Raw genomic sequence first — 16,644 nt, 5'->3', positions numbered from 1 at the left:
GATATGGGAAAGGCCATTGGAATGGTAGAGCTGTCAAGCATTGCCAGAGGCATTGAGACAAGCGACAGCATGGTGAAGGCGGCCCAGGTGGAGCTCCTTCGTTCCGTAACCGTATGCCCGGGAAAATATATGGTTATTATCGGGGGCGATACGGGAGCCGTCCGGGCGGCCATGGAAGCGGGAAGGCAGAAGGGAGCCCAGTATGTAGTGGACACTCTGCTGATTCCCAGCGTCCATGAGCAGGTATTTCCGGCGATTTCCGGCACCGTGGAAGTGACGAACCCCCAGGCAGTGGGTGTGGTGGAGTTTTACTCTATCGCATCGGCGATACAGGCTGCAGATGCAGCGGTGAAAGCGGCCCAGGTGACCTTGATTGAGGTACGCACGGGTTATGCCATCGGAGGAAAGGGCTTTGTGGTTCTCACCGGCGATGTAGGAGCCGTCCGGGCAGCCGTGGAGGCGGCGAAGCAGGCGGGTGAGCTCTTTGTGGAGAGTACGGTGATACCAAGGCCGGCGCCTCAGCTTCTGAAGTCGCTTTTGTAGGGAACAGGCAGTATGAATGAAAAACGGAGGTATAGGTATGTTTCAGGAGTTAATTGATAACTTGACGAATGTGGAGGTTTTTACAGGCAGTGTTTCGGAATGGATCGGCGGTTTGTCCATCAACTCTGTGATTATGTTTATTATGATGATCTTTATGATCGTAGGCGCTGTGGATAAAATCTGCGGCAACAAGCGCGGCTACGGCGAGCAGTTTGAGGAAGGCTTCAATGCTATGGGGCCTCTGGCCATCGCTATGGCAGGCGTTGTGGCTGCGGCGCCGGTGCTGGCTATCATTTTGAAACCCATTATTGTGCCCATTTACACTTTGCTGGGCGCTGACCCGTCGATGTTTGCAACGACACTGCTGGCCTGCGATATGGGCGGCTATCCGCTGGCGACACAGCTTGCGGCAAATGAGACCATCGGCAATTTTTCCGGACTGATTCTGGGAACTATGATGGGCCCCACCATTGTATTTACAATTCCCGTGGCTCTTTCCATTATTAAGAAGTCTGACCGTCCTTATCTTGGAGCAGGTGTTCTGGCCGGTCTTATCACCGTACCGATCGGCTGTATCGTAGGCGGCCTTGTTATGAACATGACCCAGTACAAGATTGACATTGTTACCATTCTTCGGAACCTGATTCCGGTTATTATCATTGCCGGACTGATTGTAGCCGGACTGTGGTTTATTCCGGATAAGATGATCAGCGGCTTCAATAAGTTCGGAACGGCAGTAACAATTGTTATCACTTTCTTTACGGCAGTTGCCGTATTTGAGTATCAGACCGGCATTAAGTTCCCGCTGATGAACATTATGGTGGAGCCGGATGCGGACGGAGTGATTCCGCTGGAATCCGGACTTCTGGTCTGCGGACAGATCTCTATCGTATTAATCGGCGCTTTCCCCATGGTTCTGTGGATTACACGTACCTTCGGAAAGGCTCTCAATGCCATCGGCGCGAAGCTTGGCATGGATGAAAACGGCTCTGCAGGTCTGGTAGCTACTCTGGCAAACAACATTGCCATGTTCAACATCATGGATAAGATGAATCCAAAGGGCAAGCTGCTCAACGTAGCATTCGCAGTCAGCGCGGCTTTCGTATTCGGCGATCACCTTGGCTTTACCGCCGGCGTAAACTCCGAGATGATTTTCCCGGTCATCGTCGGAAAGCTGGCAGCCGGTATTACAGCTCTGATTCTTGCCAACATTCTCTCGCCCAAGCTGCTTGAGAAGGTACAGGTATCGGTAGCAAAGGCTGAGGCAGAGGAAGCATAAACAAAGATTCTTTTGCATAATAGGGATTTTCCGGCGGGGCCAGGGCCCTGCCGGAAATGAATAGAAAGGACAGGTGCAATATGAACATTAGCGAAGAGCTGATTCGTGAGATCGTTCTGAAGGTGCTGACAGAGGCAAAGCAGGCCGATACCCAGGAGGAGGATTTCGTAAAGGAGAAGGATCCAAGCGGAATCATTAAGATTGCCACGGAAACCGTAAAATGCGAGCCGTTTAAGCAGAAAGGCGTTGCGTTGAAGGATGTGGTGACTCTGGAGGAGGCGCCCCGTATGGGCTGCGGAATCATGGAGCTTGATCATACAAGCTTTGAGTGGACCCTGACTTACGATGAGTATGATCTGGTTCTGGAGGGGACGCTGGAGATTGAGATCGACGGCCGTGTGGTAACGGCAGGGCCGGGACAGATTATTTACATTCCCAAGAACAGCCACATCCATTTCCAGACTCCCAATAAAACAAGGTATGCATACTTTGTATATCCGGCGGACTGGCAGTAAGCAGGATGAAGGAATTTGAACTTAAGGTCCGGGTGAAGCAGATATCCATGGAGCGGCTGCTGGCTGGTTACCGAACCCTGGGAGCGGCAGCCGAGGCCTGTGGGCTCTGCCCTAATTACGGAACCGTATGGTCCTGTCCGCCGGGCGTGCCGGAGGCGGAAAGATACTTAAAGCCATTTTCCGGCTGTTTTCTCATAGGCGTGCAGGTGAGCTATCCGGAGCAGCTGAGGAAGGAGACGGCATCGGCCAAGGAAGTGCAGGCTGTCCGGGACAGGACGTATGAAAGGATAAAAAAGCAGCTGTTCCTTACGCTTCTGGAACTGGAAAAGCAGGTTCCGGGCGGAGTCTGTCTTGGAGCGGGACGCTGCATCCTCTGCAGCCGCTGTGAGCGGAAGGAGGGAAAGCCCTGCCGTTTTCCCAAGCTTCGGCGGTATTCCGTTACGGCGTTTGGCCTGGACTTTGCAAGAATGGCAGAGGAGCAGCTGGATATGAAGCTGCTGTGGAGTTTAGAAGGGCTTCCGGAATACGATGTGGCCGTAGCCGCGCTGTGCTATCAATGACAGCGCGGCTGTTGTTTTGGTTTCTATAATTTGTGCTGTGCGGATTTATGGAAAACCTTGCGAACGATTGGAAGTGTGGGTATAATATAGACATATGTGAGCGAATATCGGAAAGGGGCATGTAAAATGGGACGATTTGTAAATCCTGATAACAGTGCATTTCAGGTTGCATTGAATTCAGAAATTTATGTTGACAAAACAGGTTTAATCGAATACACAAACCGGGTAATGAATACAAACCAGGCAATGATCTGCAATAGCCGCCCCCGCCGCTTTGGCAAATCAATCACGGCGAACATGCTCACGGCTTACTATAGTAAGGGCTGCGATTCGGAAGAAATGTTTGAAGGCTTGGCAATTAGCAGGAGCGCATCCTTTAAAACGCATCTGAATCAATATGATGTGATCCATTTTGATGTGCAATGGTGTATTAATCCGGCCGACGGTGCAGAGCATGTGGTTTCCTATATTCAGCAAAACGTTATTGATGAATTACGGCAGGTGTATCCAAACGAAATTCCGCAGACAGCAGCTTCGCTGCCAGGAGCTATGTCGAGCATCCATGCAGCTACAGGCAGAAAATTTATTGTTATTATAGATGAGTGGGATGTATTGATTCGGGATGAAGCAGCGAACCAGAGTATACAGGAAAAGTATATTAACTTCCTTCGCGGTATATTTAAGGGAACGGAACCCACAAAGTATATCAGTCTTGTGTACTTGACAGGAATTCTGCCGATTAAAAAGGTAAGGACACAATCAGCGCTCAATAACTTTGACGAGTTTACGATGTTGGATGCGAAAATATTTGCTCCATACATTGGCTTTACAGAAGATGAAGTAAAAGCATTGTGTGAAAAATATCAGAAGGATTTTAATGAAGTAAAGCGATGGTATGACGGCTACCTCCTTTCGGGCTGTCAGGTTTATAATCCCAAGGCGGTGGTCAGTATTATGACCTGGGGTAATTTTCAAAGCTATTGGTCGCAGACAGGCACATATGAATCCATTATGCCGCTGATAAATATGGACTTTGACGGCTTGGAGACTGCGATCATAAGAATGGCTGCCGGAGAGAGGGTGAAGGTCAAAACTACAACTTACCAGAATGATATGATTACATTTAAGAGCAAGGACGATGTGCTGACGCTGCTTATTCATCTCGGGTATCTGGCCTACGATTCTTCGAATCGCACGGCTTTTGTTCCTAATGAAGAAATCCGAAGCGAATTAATGGATGCGATTGAGGACGAGCAGTGGAATGAATTTGCGGAGCTTAAGATAAAATCCGACGAACTGCTTAAAGCAACGCTGGATTTGGACTGCGAAGCGGTAGCCCAGACGGTAGAAGCGATTCGTTCCGGATATGCGTCGGACATTGCTTACCATGATGAAAATTCATTAAGCAGTGTACTTAGCATCGCATATCTTAGCGCTATGCAGTACTATTTTAAACCTGTAAGGGAGCTGCCTGCAGGCAGAGGGTTTGCTGATTTGGTATTTTTTCCGAAAAAAGAGTATCCAAAGCTTCCGGCTTTGATTGTGGAGCTTAAATGGAATCAGTCGGCAGAAGCTGCGATACAGCAGATAAAGGAACGGAACTACACACAGGCATTAGAGAGATATACGGGCAGGATGCTTTTGATAGGAATTAATTATGACAAGAAAAGTAAGAAACATGAATGTATGATTGAACAATTTGAAAAATCCAGCCCATCTGAATGAAGACATTAAAGACAGAAATATTAGAGGTGGGTTAGACAGAAAAATTTCCGTATTTTGTTAAAAAAGTACTTGCATTTTAAATATACTGGTGTTATACTATTTGGCGTATGGTCTCAAAGGGATTATTGCGCCTGTTTTTATGCGCTTTTTTAGAAGTCCCAGGAGAGGCCGGTAACAAGAAATGCCTTGTTCTCCGGGCATAGAAAGCCTTCAAAACCCAGGAGGTTTGAAGTGCGGGGAGAGCGAAAGATGTGAAAGGAGGATTTTTACGATGAAAGTAAGATCATCTGTAAAGCCTATTTGCGAAAAGTGCAAAATCATCAAAAGAAAAGGCAGTATCAGAGTAATTTGCGAGAATCCGAAGCACAAACAGCGCCAGGGATAATTCAGCAAACAGTGATTCCCTGTGAAGAAATATATTTGTGCGGCTGAGCATCGGCTGCCTGAATAGGAGTTTCCTTATTATAGGCATCCATGTTATTTACAATATATCTGACCAGGATTATTCACAATGATATTGCTTAAAACGGAGAAATGCGCAAAGCAGAGTATCTGAAAGGCCGGGTCTTTATCCGGCTGGATATGGAAGCCCATATCCCATTTAGGAAAGTGTCATCGGGCACCTATTAAAAAACGCCCGAAACTAATTGTTTAGTATGGAGGAATAATCAAATGGCTCGTATTTCTGGTGTAGACTTACCAAGAGAAAAACGTGTAGAGATCGGTTTGACCTATGTGTACGGAATCGGCCGTGCCAGCGCAAACAAGATCCTGGAAGCAGCGAAAGTAAACCCGGATACCCGTGTAAGAGATCTGACAGACGACGAGGTTCGCAGAATCAGCGCCGTTATTGATGCAGATTACCAGGTAGAGGGTGATTTAAGACGTGAGATTGCCATGAATATCAAGCGTCTGCAGGAGATTGGATGCTACAGAGGTATCCGTCACCGTAAGGGACTTCCGGTACGTGGTCAGAAGACTAAGACCAATGCAAGAACAAGAAAAGGTCCGAAGAGAACAGTAGCGAACAAGAAGAAGTAATGATACCTTATAAAAAAAGAAAGTAGGTTAGTTTAAAATGGCGAAAGTTACAAAGAAAGTGACAAAAAAGCGCGTAAAGAAAAACGTTGAACGCGGACAGGCACATATTCAGTCATCTTTTAACAATACAATTGTTACCCTGACAGATACTGAAGGAAATGCTTTATCATGGGCAAGTGCCGGTGGTCTGGGATTTAGAGGTTCAAGGAAATCTACTCCGTATGCGGCACAGATGGCAGCAGAGACAGCAACCAAGGCAGCATTAGTACATGGACTTAAGACAGTAGACGTTATGGTAAAGGGACCGGGTTCCGGCCGTGAGGCAGCAATCCGCGCACTTCAGGCATGCGGCCTGGAGGTGACCAGTATCCGCGACGTGACTCCGGTACCGCACAACGGATGTCGCCCGCCCAAACGCAGAAGAGTCTAATTAGGAGGTAGAGAGTAATGGCAGTCAATCGAGTTCCGGTTCTGAAAAGATGTCGTTCCCTTGGTCTGGAGCCGACAGTTTTAGGAATTGATAAAAAATCTACAAGAGAGTTAAGAAGAGCGAACAGAAAGATGTCCGAGTACGGACTTCAGCTTCGCGAAAAGCAGAAAGCAAAATTCATTTACGGCGTTCTGGAGAAGCCTTTCCGCAATTACTATGAGAAGGCCGACAGAATGAAGGGCATGACAGGTGAGAACCTGATGATCATGCTGGAGAGCAGACTTGACAACGTGGTATTCCGTCTGGCTATGGCGAGAACCAGAAGAGAAGCACGTCAGATCGTAGATCACAAGCATGTACTGGTTAACGGAAAGCAGGTTAATATTCCGTCCTACCAGGTAAAACCAGGCGATGTAATCGAAATCAAGGAAAAATGCAGAGGATCTCAGAGATACAAGGACATCGTAGAGGCTACAGGCGGAAGACTGATTCCGGAGTGGCTGGAGTCTGATCTGGAGGCATTAAAGGGAACCGTAAAAGAGCTTCCTTCCAGAGATGCGATTGATGTACCGGTAGATGAAATGCTTATCGTCGAGTTGTATTCTAAGTAATCAGGAGTATAACACGTAGCATAACGCCACCCAACTAAAATATGAAGGAGGGGCCTTTTAGTGTTCGATTTTAACAAACCGAAAATTGAGATTGCAGAGATTTCAAATGACAAAAAGTATGGGAAATTTGTAGTTGAGCCGCTTGAGAGAGGTTATGGTACGACACTTGGCAATTCGCTGAGAAGAATTATGCTTTCTTCTCTGCCGGGCGCAGCAGTGAGCCAGGTAAAGATCGAAGGTGTTCTCCATGAGTTCAGTTCCATTCCGGGAGTGAAGGAGGATGTGACTGAAATCATTATGAACATTAAGAATCTGGCTATCCGTAACACAAGCGAGTCCAGCGAAGCAAAGATCGCCTACGTTGAATTCGACGGCGAGGGTATTGTGACAGCAGCTGACATTCAAGCAGATCCCGATATTGAAATTCTGAATCCCGACCTGGTGATCGCCCATTTGAACGGCGGTGCGGACAGCAAATTGTATATGGAGCTTACCATTACAAAAGGCAGAGGTTATGTGAGCGCAGAGAAGAATAAAAATCCGGATCTTCCCATTGGAGTGATTGCGATTGATTCTATCTATACTCCCGTAGAGCGTGTCAATATGACCGTTCAGGATACCCGTGTAGGCCAGGTTACCGACTTTGACAAGCTGACTCTGGATGTTTACACCAATGGCACCTTAGTGCCCGACGAGGCAGTCAGCCTGGCAGCAAAGGTTTTAAGCGAGCATTTAAGCCTGTTTATTGATTTGTCTGAGAATGCCAAGACCGCAGAGATCATGGTGGAAAAAGAGGACAATGAAAAGGAAAAGGTTCTTGAGATGAGCATTGACGAGCTGGAGCTTTCCGTTCGTTCCTTCAATTGTCTCAAGAGAGCAGGCATCAATACCGTAGAAGAGCTTTGCAACCGCACCTCCGAGGATATGATGAAGGTCCGCAACCTGGGCCGCAAGTCCTTGGAAGAGGTTCTTGCAAAGCTGAAAGAGCTTGGACTACAGCTAAATCCAAGCGACGAATAGTCGCTTGGATGCTACTTCTCGAACTTGTTTCGAGAAGGTTCCGCTGTTTTCAAGCGGCGAGTAATGGAATTAAGCCCTCTCCAGTAAGACCGAAGAAGCATGGAGATGTGGTTCCACGAATGGAGGAAATGTAAAATGGCAAAGTATAGAAAACTCAGCAGAACTTCCAGCCAGAGAAAGGCATTACTGAGAAACCAGGTAACAGCACTTCTGCAGCATGGAAGAATCGTTACCACCGAGGCAAAGGCGAAAGAGGTACGCAAGATTGCCGAAGGTCTGATTGCACTTGCAGTAAAGGAAAAAGATAACTACGAGACCGTAACCGTAACCGCCAAGGTTCCCCGCAAGGACAAGGACGGCAAGCGTGTGAAGGAAGTCGTAGACGGCAAGAAGGTTACTGTATTTGACGAGGTAGAGAAGACCATCAAAAAGGATCAGCCTTCCAGACTTCATGCAAGACGTCAGATGCTGAAGGTTCTTTATCCGGTAAAAGAGGTTCCGGAGAAGGCCGCAGGAAGAAAGAGAAACACCAAGCAGATTGACATGCCGGCAAAATTATTTGATGAGATTGCGCCCAAGTATGTAAACCGCAACGGTGGTTATACAAGAATCATAAAGATTGGCCAGCGTAAAGGCGACGCTGCTATGGAAGTAGTATTGGAACTTGTATAAAAAGCAGAATAAGAATTTTTAGAAAACCTGTCCGGTATGTATGCCGGGCAGGTTTTTTAGCTGCGCCTGACGGCCCCCTTTTTAAAAAACGTTCTTGCACTTTAGTGAGGTAAATAGTAAAATGGAAAAAAATAATTTTGCAGCAGATTTGAGTTTTTAGAAGTAAAATATTGTAAAATATGGACAACAACAGAAAGGAAGCAGCAGTATGATATCAGAAGAATGCTATGAGCTTGGAAGCAGGAGCTCTATTATACGTGAGATTTTTTCCTTTGGACTGAAGCGCAAGGCTGAGATAGGCGCTGATAAGGTTTATGATTTCAGCTTAGGGAATCCCAGCATTCCTGCGCCGGAATCTGTAAAAAAGGCGATTCTGGAGCTTATGGAGCGTCCTCCGGAGGAGGTTCATGCATACTCCCCGGCGCCGGGGGATGCGGGTGTCCGGAAAACCATAGCGGAATCTCTGAACCGGCGGTTTGCGGAAAGCTTCCGGGCGGAAAATATCTTTATGACCTGTGGGGCGGCTGCCTCTCTTAATATCTGTATCAAGGCCCTTGGGAATCCCGGAGATGAGTTCATAACCTTTGCGCCCTTTTTCCCGGAGTACCGCTGCTGGGTGGAGGGGATTGGAGCTGTTCTTAAGGTCGTGCCGCCCCATCTGCCGGATTTTCAGATAGATTTGGAGGAGCTGGAAAAAGCCATTTCATCTAAGACAAAGGGTGTGATTGTGAATTCGCCCAACAATCCTTCCGGTGTTGTTTATACAAAGGAAGCATTAACAGGACTTACGGAGCTTTTAAAGAGAAAGACACAGGAGTATGGCGCTCCTATTTACCTTATTTCGGACGAGCCCTACCGTGAGATTGTGTATGACGGCGTGACGGTACCTTATCTTACCAGATATTATGACAATACCCTGGTCTGCTACTCCTACAGCAAGTCCCTTTCGCTGCCGGGAGAGCGGATCGGCTACATTGTAATCCCGGATCGGCTGGCGGATTATAAAAAGGTATCCCCGGCAATCGCAGGAGCAGCCCGCGTGCTGGGTTTTGTCTGTGCACCTTCCTTGTTTCAGCAGGTGGCGGCAAGATGCGTGGAGGACACGGGCGATATTGAGGCATATAAGAGTAACCGTGATCTGCTCTTGAAGGGCCTCACAAACCTCGGCTATACCTGCGTTCCGCCCCAGGGCGCTTTCTATCTCTTTGTTAAGGCATTGGAGGAGGATGCAGATGCCTTCTGCGAGAGGGCCAAAAAGTATGACCTGCTGTTAGTCCCCAGTGATGATTTCGGATGCCCGGGGTATGTGCGGATTGCCTACTGCGTGGCGCAAAAGACGATTGTGGACGCTATGCCGGCTTTTGGGAAGCTGATGGAGGAATATAGCGCTGCAGTGTCATAGAGAGTAAATGTGTAAGGAAATTAGTACCCTCAGTGGATAAGGCGGGTGTGCCCTTGTCCACTGAGGGTATTGTTATGTTTGGGCATCTGATTTTGGCAATAGCAGGGTTTAAAGCCGCGGGATTGATAGTTTATATTCCAAATTGACATTGTAAAAACATTTTAACAGAGAAAATGAAAATGGATCTTGACAATTCCACAAAGATGCAATATCATTATGTTATGACAAAGGTACGTAAAAACATTACAAGGAATGAGAACAATGTTAAACTATGAAAAAGCGACAAAACCAACCATTTATTTCATCGGTGTAACGACAGGGAGCTCTTCCATTATGAAGGTGTTTCCTAGATGGGCGGAGGCATTGGGACTAAAGGATGCGGTAATCAAGGGAATTGATTTCAAGCCTCATTCTGATCCGCAAGACTACCGGCAGGCAGTGGCATTTATCAAAGAGGATCCCTTATCCCTGGGAGCTCTGGTGACGACCCATAAGATTGATTTGTACAATAGCTGCAAGGATCTCTTCGATTACATTGACCCCTTTGCCGGAGAGCTGGGGGAGATTTCCTGCATTTCCAAGAAGGACGGCCAGTACCGGGCACATGCAAAGGATCCGATTTCCAGCGGATTGGCGCTGGAGGCCTTTGTTCCGGAGAATTACTGGAAGGAGCACGGCGGGGAAGTGCTTCTCTTAGGAGCGGGCGGAGCAACCCTGGCCATGTCGGTGTACTTTACCCAGGAACGCTTTCAAGAGAATGTTCCCAAAAAGATCGTCATAGCCAACCGCAGTCTGCCAAGGCTTCAGGAGGCCAGAAGAATCCTGGAAGGGCGGAACAAAAACGTAGAGTTTGAATTTGTACATAACCCGACGCCTGAAGAGAACGATGCCGTATTGGCATCCCTTCCCCCACACTCCCTGGTGGTGAACGCCACGGGACTGGGAAAGGACGGCCCGGGAAGCCCCCTTACGAATGGGTGCAGTTTTCCGAAGGACAGCCTGGTGTGGGAGATCAATTACCGGGGCGATCTGCTCTTCAAGGATCAGGCAGAGGCACAGAAGGAAAAGAAAAACCTTTTCATTGAGGATGGATGGACTTATTTTATCCACGGCTGGACCCAGGTGGTTTCCGAAGTGTTTCATGTATCCATTGAGGGTAAGGTGCTGGAGAGGCTTAGCGCCATTGCAAAAGGATAACAAATGATTGTTATAATAAAGGAGGAAAAGAGAATGAAAAAAAGGTTATTGGGAGTATTACTCAGCACGGTGATGACAGCAGCAATGCTGACAGGATGCAGCAGCGGATCTTCCGAAGCTCCCGCGGCGCCGGCGGAAGCAGCGGAAGAGGAAGGGACAGAGACAGGAAGCGAGAGCACAGGCGGGCAAAAGACATTTTACTATGTGGCTCCCGGCCTTGGCCAGCCCTACAGCATTGATATGATTAAGGGCTTGCAGTATGCAGCTGAAAAGTATAATGTAAAGATCATAGCCCAGGGAGCAAATGACTGGGATTCCGATACTGCATGCGCAGCCCTTGAGCAGGTAATCCCGAATAATCCGGACGGCATCATTACAGCAGCCTGGGACGCAGCTATGAATCCTGGAATTTTGAAGGCTCAGGAAGCAGGAATTCCCATCATTGTAGTAGAGGCAGAGAGCGGAGAATTCGGAGACCTTTACATCGGTCTTGACAATGTGGACGCAGGCCGTGAGACGGCACAAGAGCTGATTAAGGCAGCCGGCAATTCCGGCAAGCTCCTGGTAATCGGCAACTGGGGCTCCACAAACATCGATCAGAAATATGAAGGATTGAAGGAAGTGCTGGCTGACACAGACTGGGAGATCGTTGGAGATCAGGACGGAGAATGTGACGCAGCAACATCTCTGCAGGCAGCAAAGGATCTTTTGAGTGCAAATCCGGACGTTGACGCCTTTGTCGGCCTTGACTCTGCATGCGGCGGCGGAATCGCAGGCGCGATGGAAGAGCTTGGCATGGAGCCGGGAAGCATCACGGTTATCTGTGCAGACCGCGAAGACGCTATGCTGGATTATATCCAGGACGGATATATTCATGCTTCTCTGACAAACAGAACGGCAGCCATGACTGATATGGCAGTTGCGCTCTTGGTAAATGCGACAGATTATGGTTTCCTGGACGTGCCGGTCAGCAGCGACAATGAGGCTTCCGCAATCAGCGTATGGCCCTTGACCATCTATACCGGAAATGTTGTAATCACAAAGGATAATGTAGAGAATTTCTACCATGATGCTTTGGGTGAGTATGGCGCGGACAATTACGAGGGATAATTAAGGCGCCAGATTAGAAGCAGGCGAACGTAAAAAAGGAAGAAAGGGATGCTGCGAAGAAGGCGATTCTTTGCAGCAGCCCCTTTTTAAGAATGGGGTATATGGGATGTCAGAACAGAATTTGGAGTATTTAAGGATTGATCACATATCGAAATCCTATGGGGTTGTAAAAGCCCTGACAGATGTGTCCTTTACCATCAGGCAGGGTGAGATCCATACGATTTTAGGTGAAAACGGAGCGGGGAAAAGCACCTTGGTAAAAATTATTATGGGCGAGGAAACTCCGGATGACGGAACCATTGCCCTGGATGGGGAGCAGGTAAAAACCTACACGCCATCCGCTGCCCAGGAAATGGGAATCCGTATGGTGCATCAGGAGCTGGCCGTATTTGAAAATATGACGGTGGCGGAGAATATCTATCCAAGCCATAATTTTAAAAAGAACGGAAGAATCGACTATCGGAGGCTCTACGAAGAAACAGGAAAGCAGCTGGAGAGCTTTGGCCTGAAAACCGTAAAGCCGGAGGAGCAGTTAGGCGGCGTGACCCTTGCGGGGCAGCAGATGATAGAGATTATACGCTGCATTGTGGCAGCTCCAAAGGTAATCATTCTGGATGAGCCGACTTCTGGCCTCAATGATGAGGAGGCCGATCGTTTAATGGAGATTCTGGAGCGTCTGAAAGCCCAGGGAATGACCATTATCTACATATCCCATCGGCTGAAAGAGATTATGCGGATTTCCGATCGGGTTACAATCATGCGCGACGGACAGTATGTGACTACCCTGGACAATGACGAGAGCCTGACAGAAGGCGATTTGATCAACAACATGGTGGGAAGAGATCTGACGCTGTATTCTATGAAGGATCCCAAGGATGTCATTTCCAATGGAGAAGTCATTTTTGAAGTAAAGAATCTTTCCAAAGCCCATGCATTAAATCCGTCGGATCTGCAGCTCCATAAGGGAGAGATTCTGGGAATCTTCGGTCTGGAGGGTTCTGGAGTAACCAAGCTGTCCCGGATGATGTACGGCCTTGAGCGAAAGGATACGGGAGAGATCTACATGAAGGGGAAAAAGCTTAACAAGGTAACCCCGAAGGCTATGGTAGATCAGCATATTATGTATTTGAACAACAATCGGAAGGCGGCCGGGCTTCTTTTGGATATGCCCGTTACGGATAACGTGTCTCTGCCTGTGCTGGGAAAGGTATCAAATGCTCTGGGCTTTATCAATGCAAAGGAATTGAAGCGGATTTCTACAGAATATATCAAGAAATTTGAGATAGCGCTTCCCTCACTGTCGACCAAGCCCCGGAAGCTGAGCGGAGGCAACCAGCAGAAGGTGATGATGTCGGCATGTCTTGCGCCGGAGCCGGAGGTTTTGATTGTAAACGAGCCTACCAGGGGAATTGATGTGGGAGCAAAGGAAGAGATTCATAAGTTCCTTCTGGAAATTGCGAAGAGAGGCGTGGGAGTGATAGTATTCAGCTCTGAGCTGCCGGAGCTGATGCGGCTTTCAGACCGGATAAAGATTATGCGTGACAATTCCATCGTAGGCCAGGTGGAGTGCAGTGAATTTACCGAGCAGACCATTATGCATTATGCGGCTATGGGCACATCGGGGAAAGGAGCGGAGGGCTGATGAGTACAGAGGCAACAGGCCGCAGGCTGAATGAGCAGGAAAAACGAAAATTTGATTTTGGAAGCTGGACGATTATTTATTTAACAGCAGCACTCTTTCTCTTTTTGTCTGCCACAAGAAGCACATTTTTAGGGTTTAATAATATCCATTCGATCTTCTTTGACGTATCCGTTGACTTTTTTGCCATTATTGGCTTCACCTTTTTGATCATTATGGGTGAACTGGATATGTCGGTAGGTTCTATGTTCTGCTTCGGCGGAACGATGATGGGAATTTTCTGCAATACCTATAAGCTGCAGGCGGCTCCGGCGATTCTGCTGGCTATGGTGATAGCGGGAGTAATTGGACTTGTATCGGGCTTTTTGATTACCAGATTCCGCTTGAATTCCATGATGGTAACTATCGGTGTGATGCTGGCCGTGAAGGGCTACAACTGGATGATGATAACAAAGATGACAGGAAGGCAGCTTCCCAGAGACAGCCGGAACTTTGTTATGAATAAGATAGGCGGAATTTCTTGGGTCATTATCCTGATGCTGATTACGGCAGTCATATTGGAGTTCCTTTTGATAAAATCCAGGTATTTTAAACAGATGTATTATGTGGGCCACAATATGGACACGACGGTTCTGTACGGAATCAAAGCGGATCGCCTGAAGATGGTCTGCTTTATGGTATCGGCCATGCTGTCTACCTTCGGCGGAGCGCTGATGACGTGCAGGGTGAAGGCGCCGAATGTAACGGTGGGAAGCGATCTGGAGGTGACCATGATTACGGCGGCCGTAATCGGCGGCGCCAGTATCTTCGGCGGTAAGGGCAGCATGATAAAATCCATGCTGGGGCTGGCCTTCATCTATATCCTCAGAAACGGAATGACGGCGTACCGCATTGATTCTTATGTGCAGCAGATTGTTTTGGGCATCATTCTGATTCTGGCAATTATCATCGATATTCGAATCAGTGCAAAGAAAGTCTGAGGGGAGGGAGAGATATGCGGCAGAATTGTATGAAAAAAATGATGAAAAAGAATGAAGCCATCGCGGCCATCCTGTGTATTGTTATGGTGCTGATACTGACCATAAGAAGCAATGTATTCTGGGATCCCAGAAACCTCCACTCTCTGCAGGCAAGCTTTGTACCGACAGCCATCATTGCATTTGGCATGATGCTCCTGCTGATATGCGGATACTTTGATATGTCGGTGGGCTCCATTATGCTGCTGTCGGCGATTGCAGCGGGAAAATTCACCATGATGGGATTTCCCATGCCTGTGGTGCTTGTGCTTACATTGGCGGTGGGGCTGGTTATGGGCTGCATCAATGGATACCTGGTCTCCATACTGGGCATCAACGCTCTCATTGCCACTCTGGGTATGCAGTATGTGGGCTATGGTGCGGCCATGCTTTTGTGGAATGAGGTGCGGACGCTTCAAGCCTTTGATGATGCCTATATTATACTGGGCGACGGGGAATTTGCCGGTATGTACGTGATGACCTGGGTATTGCTGCTGCTGATTGTTCTGTTCAGCATGTTTTTGAAATATTTTCCCCAAGGAAAGCGTCTGTATTTTGTGGGAGGCAACAAGGAGGCGGCAAAGCTGATCGGCTTCCATGACAAGCGGATTTTATTCCTGGCATATGCAGCCACGGGCGTTCTGACCTCCCTGGCGGCGGTGTTCCGCTCTGCATATGTACATAAGCCCACGCAGTACATGGGCGAGGGGATTCATATGACCTGCTTCATTGCTTGTGTGATTGGCGGAGGAAGCTTTGCCGGAGGCAAGGGATCGGCTGCAGGAGCCGTACTGGGAGTTATATTTATGTCATTGCTGACGAATACATTTAATCTTTTAAAGATGAGCCCCGAGCTTCAGAATATAGTGGTGGGAGTGATTCTGGTATTGGTTGTAACCCTGGATGGCTATCGGAATATTAAGAAACTGCGCGAGCAGGGGAAAATATAGCGAAACCGTGTTTTGGGCGTGACTAGTAGTCTTTGGACAGCTTTAGGCCGACGGCCCCTCTTTATTTGCTTGTAATGGAAAAAAATTGTGCTATAATGTAATTGTTGATTTTGTATGTATCATTGTAGTGATAATAAGAGTTAGTTTTGCAAAACAGGGAGGAGGTAGAGGATGTTTTTAGAAAATAAAGAGTTGGATAAGCATGTTCCGATTCCGCTGTATTTTCAGTTAAAGGAATTGATTGTAGAGGAGATAAAGAGCGGGCTGTATCCGGTGGACAGTCTGATACCAACAGAGAAGGAGCTGAGCGAGCAGTTTGATATCAGCAGGACGACGGTGCGCCAGGCTATAACGGAGCTGGTTCAGGAAGGATGGCTGTACCGCGTTAAGAGTAAGGGTACTTTCATAGCCAGACAGAAGATTAAGCAGGATTTTCTGCAGCGCCTCGAGACATTTCGCGAGCAGATGAAGCGGATAGGCCTGGAGCCCAGCACCGAGGTGTTGGATTTTAAGGTTGCAAAGGCCTCCTATGAGGTGGCGGAGAATCTTAGGATTGAGGAAGGGGAGCAGGTGATTTACCTGTTTCGAAGAAGATTTGGAGACGGGGAACCTGTGGTGACGGTGGAGACCTATCTTCCTTATGACAAATGTGCATTTATAAAGGATCAGGATTTTGAGAAGGTTTCGCTCTATGATGTCCTTTCTGCCAGGGAGGAGACACGGATTTTCAGTGCGAAGCGTCTGGTGGAAGCAGTGGAAGCAAACAACAGCGACGTGCAGTATCTCCATGTGCGCAAGGGAAGTCCCATTCAGCTTGTTCATACAGTGAGCGTGAATAAGGCGGATGCGGCGCTGGAGTATTCTATTGCCAGATACAGAGGAGACGCCAGCAGCTTTCAGCTGTATGTGTATGTGGATCCTACGTAGTTTTAGA

Annotated in this window: 18 protein-coding genes; all 18 read left to right on the top strand. The window is 47.9% G+C overall.

The annotated features are described in order from the left end of the window. Positions 1-3: 3 nt before the first annotated feature. Positions 4-543, top strand: a complete 540-nt coding sequence (locus VV089_RS14810) for a BMC domain-containing protein (RefSeq protein WP_172542480.1) — start codon at positions 4-6, stop codon at positions 541-543. Between the two features lie 37 nt (positions 544-580). Continuing rightward, the gene (locus VV089_RS14805; protein WP_172542481.1) at positions 581-1,822 is read left to right on the top strand and encodes an ethanolamine utilization protein EutH; all 1,242 of its coding nucleotides are present in this window, start codon (positions 581-583) and stop codon (positions 1,820-1,822) included. A gap of 80 nt (positions 1,823-1,902) precedes the next feature. After that, on the top strand, positions 1,903-2,337 hold the full coding sequence (locus tag VV089_RS14800; RefSeq protein WP_334336449.1) for a cupin domain-containing protein: 435 nt from the start codon (positions 1,903-1,905) through the stop codon (positions 2,335-2,337). A gap of 5 nt (positions 2,338-2,342) precedes the next feature. After that, positions 2,343-2,897, top strand: a complete 555-nt coding sequence (locus tag VV089_RS14795; protein WP_334336448.1) for a DUF2284 domain-containing protein — start codon at positions 2,343-2,345, stop codon at positions 2,895-2,897. A 126-nt stretch (positions 2,898-3,023) separates the two neighbouring features. Then, the gene (locus VV089_RS14790) at positions 3,024-4,622 is read left to right on the top strand and encodes an AAA family ATPase (protein WP_334336447.1); all 1,599 of its coding nucleotides are present in this window, start codon (positions 3,024-3,026) and stop codon (positions 4,620-4,622) included. A gap of 271 nt (positions 4,623-4,893) precedes the next feature. Further along, complete coding sequence (rpmJ, locus tag VV089_RS14785) at positions 4,894-5,007, top strand: 50S ribosomal protein L36 (RefSeq protein ID WP_003497809.1); 114 nt, start codon at positions 4,894-4,896, stop codon at positions 5,005-5,007. Between the two features lie 287 nt (positions 5,008-5,294). Beyond that, positions 5,295-5,663: a 30S ribosomal protein S13 gene (gene rpsM / locus VV089_RS14780; RefSeq protein ID WP_087163733.1), complete on the top strand. Its 369-nt coding sequence runs from the start codon at positions 5,295-5,297 to the stop codon at positions 5,661-5,663. Between the two features lie 37 nt (positions 5,664-5,700). Beyond that, positions 5,701-6,093, top strand: a complete 393-nt coding sequence (gene rpsK, locus VV089_RS14775) for a 30S ribosomal protein S11 (protein WP_087308020.1) — start codon at positions 5,701-5,703, stop codon at positions 6,091-6,093. Positions 6,094-6,110: 17 nt separating this feature from the next. Continuing rightward, on the top strand, positions 6,111-6,704 hold the full coding sequence (gene rpsD, locus VV089_RS14770) for a 30S ribosomal protein S4 (RefSeq protein WP_172542485.1): 594 nt from the start codon (positions 6,111-6,113) through the stop codon (positions 6,702-6,704). Positions 6,705-6,764: 60 nt separating this feature from the next. After that, positions 6,765-7,724, top strand: a complete 960-nt coding sequence (locus tag VV089_RS14765; protein ID WP_172542486.1) for a DNA-directed RNA polymerase subunit alpha — start codon at positions 6,765-6,767, stop codon at positions 7,722-7,724. 135 nt (positions 7,725-7,859) lie between these two features. Continuing rightward, positions 7,860-8,396, top strand: coding sequence for a bL17 family ribosomal protein (locus tag VV089_RS14760; RefSeq protein WP_172542487.1), 537 nt, complete (start codon positions 7,860-7,862; stop codon positions 8,394-8,396). Between the two features lie 208 nt (positions 8,397-8,604). Beyond that, entirely contained in the window at positions 8,605-9,798 is a 1,194-nt protein-coding gene (locus VV089_RS14755) for a pyridoxal phosphate-dependent aminotransferase (RefSeq protein WP_334336446.1), read from the top strand. Positions 9,799-10,059: 261 nt separating this feature from the next. Then, positions 10,060-10,995 (top strand): shikimate dehydrogenase family protein, encoded by a 936-nt coding sequence (locus VV089_RS14750; protein WP_334336445.1) that lies wholly within the window; start codon positions 10,060-10,062, stop codon positions 10,993-10,995. 33 nt (positions 10,996-11,028) lie between these two features. Continuing rightward, complete coding sequence (locus VV089_RS14745) at positions 11,029-12,105, top strand: sugar ABC transporter substrate-binding protein (protein ID WP_334336444.1); 1,077 nt, start codon at positions 11,029-11,031, stop codon at positions 12,103-12,105. A gap of 106 nt (positions 12,106-12,211) precedes the next feature. Continuing rightward, complete coding sequence (locus tag VV089_RS14740) at positions 12,212-13,747, top strand: sugar ABC transporter ATP-binding protein (RefSeq protein WP_334336443.1); 1,536 nt, start codon at positions 12,212-12,214, stop codon at positions 13,745-13,747. After that, on the top strand, positions 13,747-14,724 hold the full coding sequence (locus VV089_RS14735) for an ABC transporter permease (RefSeq protein WP_172542499.1): 978 nt from the start codon (positions 13,747-13,749) through the stop codon (positions 14,722-14,724). Before VV089_RS14740 ends, VV089_RS14735 begins: the two co-directional genes overlap by 1 nt. Positions 14,725-14,738: 14 nt before the next feature. Continuing rightward, entirely contained in the window at positions 14,739-15,710 is a 972-nt protein-coding gene (locus VV089_RS14730; RefSeq protein ID WP_334336442.1) for an ABC transporter permease, read from the top strand. Between the two features lie 171 nt (positions 15,711-15,881). Continuing rightward, positions 15,882-16,637: a GntR family transcriptional regulator gene (locus VV089_RS14725; RefSeq protein WP_172542501.1), complete on the top strand. Its 756-nt coding sequence runs from the start codon at positions 15,882-15,884 to the stop codon at positions 16,635-16,637. The last annotated feature ends 7 nt before the right edge of the window (positions 16,638-16,644 follow it).

Source organism: Candidatus Merdisoma sp. JLR.KK011, assembly GCF_036941125.1.
GTDB lineage: Bacteria > Bacillota > Clostridia > Lachnospirales > Lachnospiraceae > Laedolimicola.
Note: the sequence above shows the minus strand (reverse complement) of the source record. Positions and strands in the feature narration are given on the sequence as shown.

What these genes read in the sequence shown, in the direction of transcription:
- VV089_RS14810 (WP_172542480.1), top strand. Translation starts at nt 4, where the DNA reads ATGGGAAAGGCCATTGGAATGGTAGAGCTGTCAAGCATTGCCAGAGGC.
- VV089_RS14805 (WP_172542481.1), top strand. Translation starts at nt 581, where the DNA reads ATGTTTCAGGAGTTAATTGATAACTTGACGAATGTGGAGGTTTTTACA.
- VV089_RS14800 (WP_334336449.1), top strand. Translation starts at nt 1,903, where the DNA reads ATGAACATTAGCGAAGAGCTGATTCGTGAGATCGTTCTGAAGGTGCTG.
- VV089_RS14795 (WP_334336448.1), top strand. Translation starts at nt 2,343, where the DNA reads ATGAAGGAATTTGAACTTAAGGTCCGGGTGAAGCAGATATCCATGGAG.
- VV089_RS14790 (WP_334336447.1), top strand. Translation starts at nt 3,024, where the DNA reads ATGGGACGATTTGTAAATCCTGATAACAGTGCATTTCAGGTTGCATTG.
- rpmJ (WP_003497809.1), top strand. Translation starts at nt 4,894, where the DNA reads ATGAAAGTAAGATCATCTGTAAAGCCTATTTGCGAAAAGTGCAAAATC.
- rpsM (WP_087163733.1), top strand. Translation starts at nt 5,295, where the DNA reads ATGGCTCGTATTTCTGGTGTAGACTTACCAAGAGAAAAACGTGTAGAG.
- rpsK (WP_087308020.1), top strand. Translation starts at nt 5,701, where the DNA reads ATGGCGAAAGTTACAAAGAAAGTGACAAAAAAGCGCGTAAAGAAAAAC.
- rpsD (WP_172542485.1), top strand. Translation starts at nt 6,111, where the DNA reads ATGGCAGTCAATCGAGTTCCGGTTCTGAAAAGATGTCGTTCCCTTGGT.
- VV089_RS14760 (WP_172542487.1), top strand. Translation starts at nt 7,860, where the DNA reads ATGGCAAAGTATAGAAAACTCAGCAGAACTTCCAGCCAGAGAAAGGCA.
- VV089_RS14755 (WP_334336446.1), top strand. Translation starts at nt 8,605, where the DNA reads ATGATATCAGAAGAATGCTATGAGCTTGGAAGCAGGAGCTCTATTATA.
- VV089_RS14750 (WP_334336445.1), top strand. Translation starts at nt 10,060, where the DNA reads ATGTTAAACTATGAAAAAGCGACAAAACCAACCATTTATTTCATCGGT.
- VV089_RS14745 (WP_334336444.1), top strand. Translation starts at nt 11,029, where the DNA reads ATGAAAAAAAGGTTATTGGGAGTATTACTCAGCACGGTGATGACAGCA.
- VV089_RS14740 (WP_334336443.1), top strand. Translation starts at nt 12,212, where the DNA reads ATGTCAGAACAGAATTTGGAGTATTTAAGGATTGATCACATATCGAAA.
- VV089_RS14735 (WP_172542499.1), top strand. Translation starts at nt 13,747, where the DNA reads ATGAGTACAGAGGCAACAGGCCGCAGGCTGAATGAGCAGGAAAAACGA.
- VV089_RS14730 (WP_334336442.1), top strand. Translation starts at nt 14,739, where the DNA reads ATGCGGCAGAATTGTATGAAAAAAATGATGAAAAAGAATGAAGCCATC.
- VV089_RS14725 (WP_172542501.1), top strand. Translation starts at nt 15,882, where the DNA reads ATGTTTTTAGAAAATAAAGAGTTGGATAAGCATGTTCCGATTCCGCTG.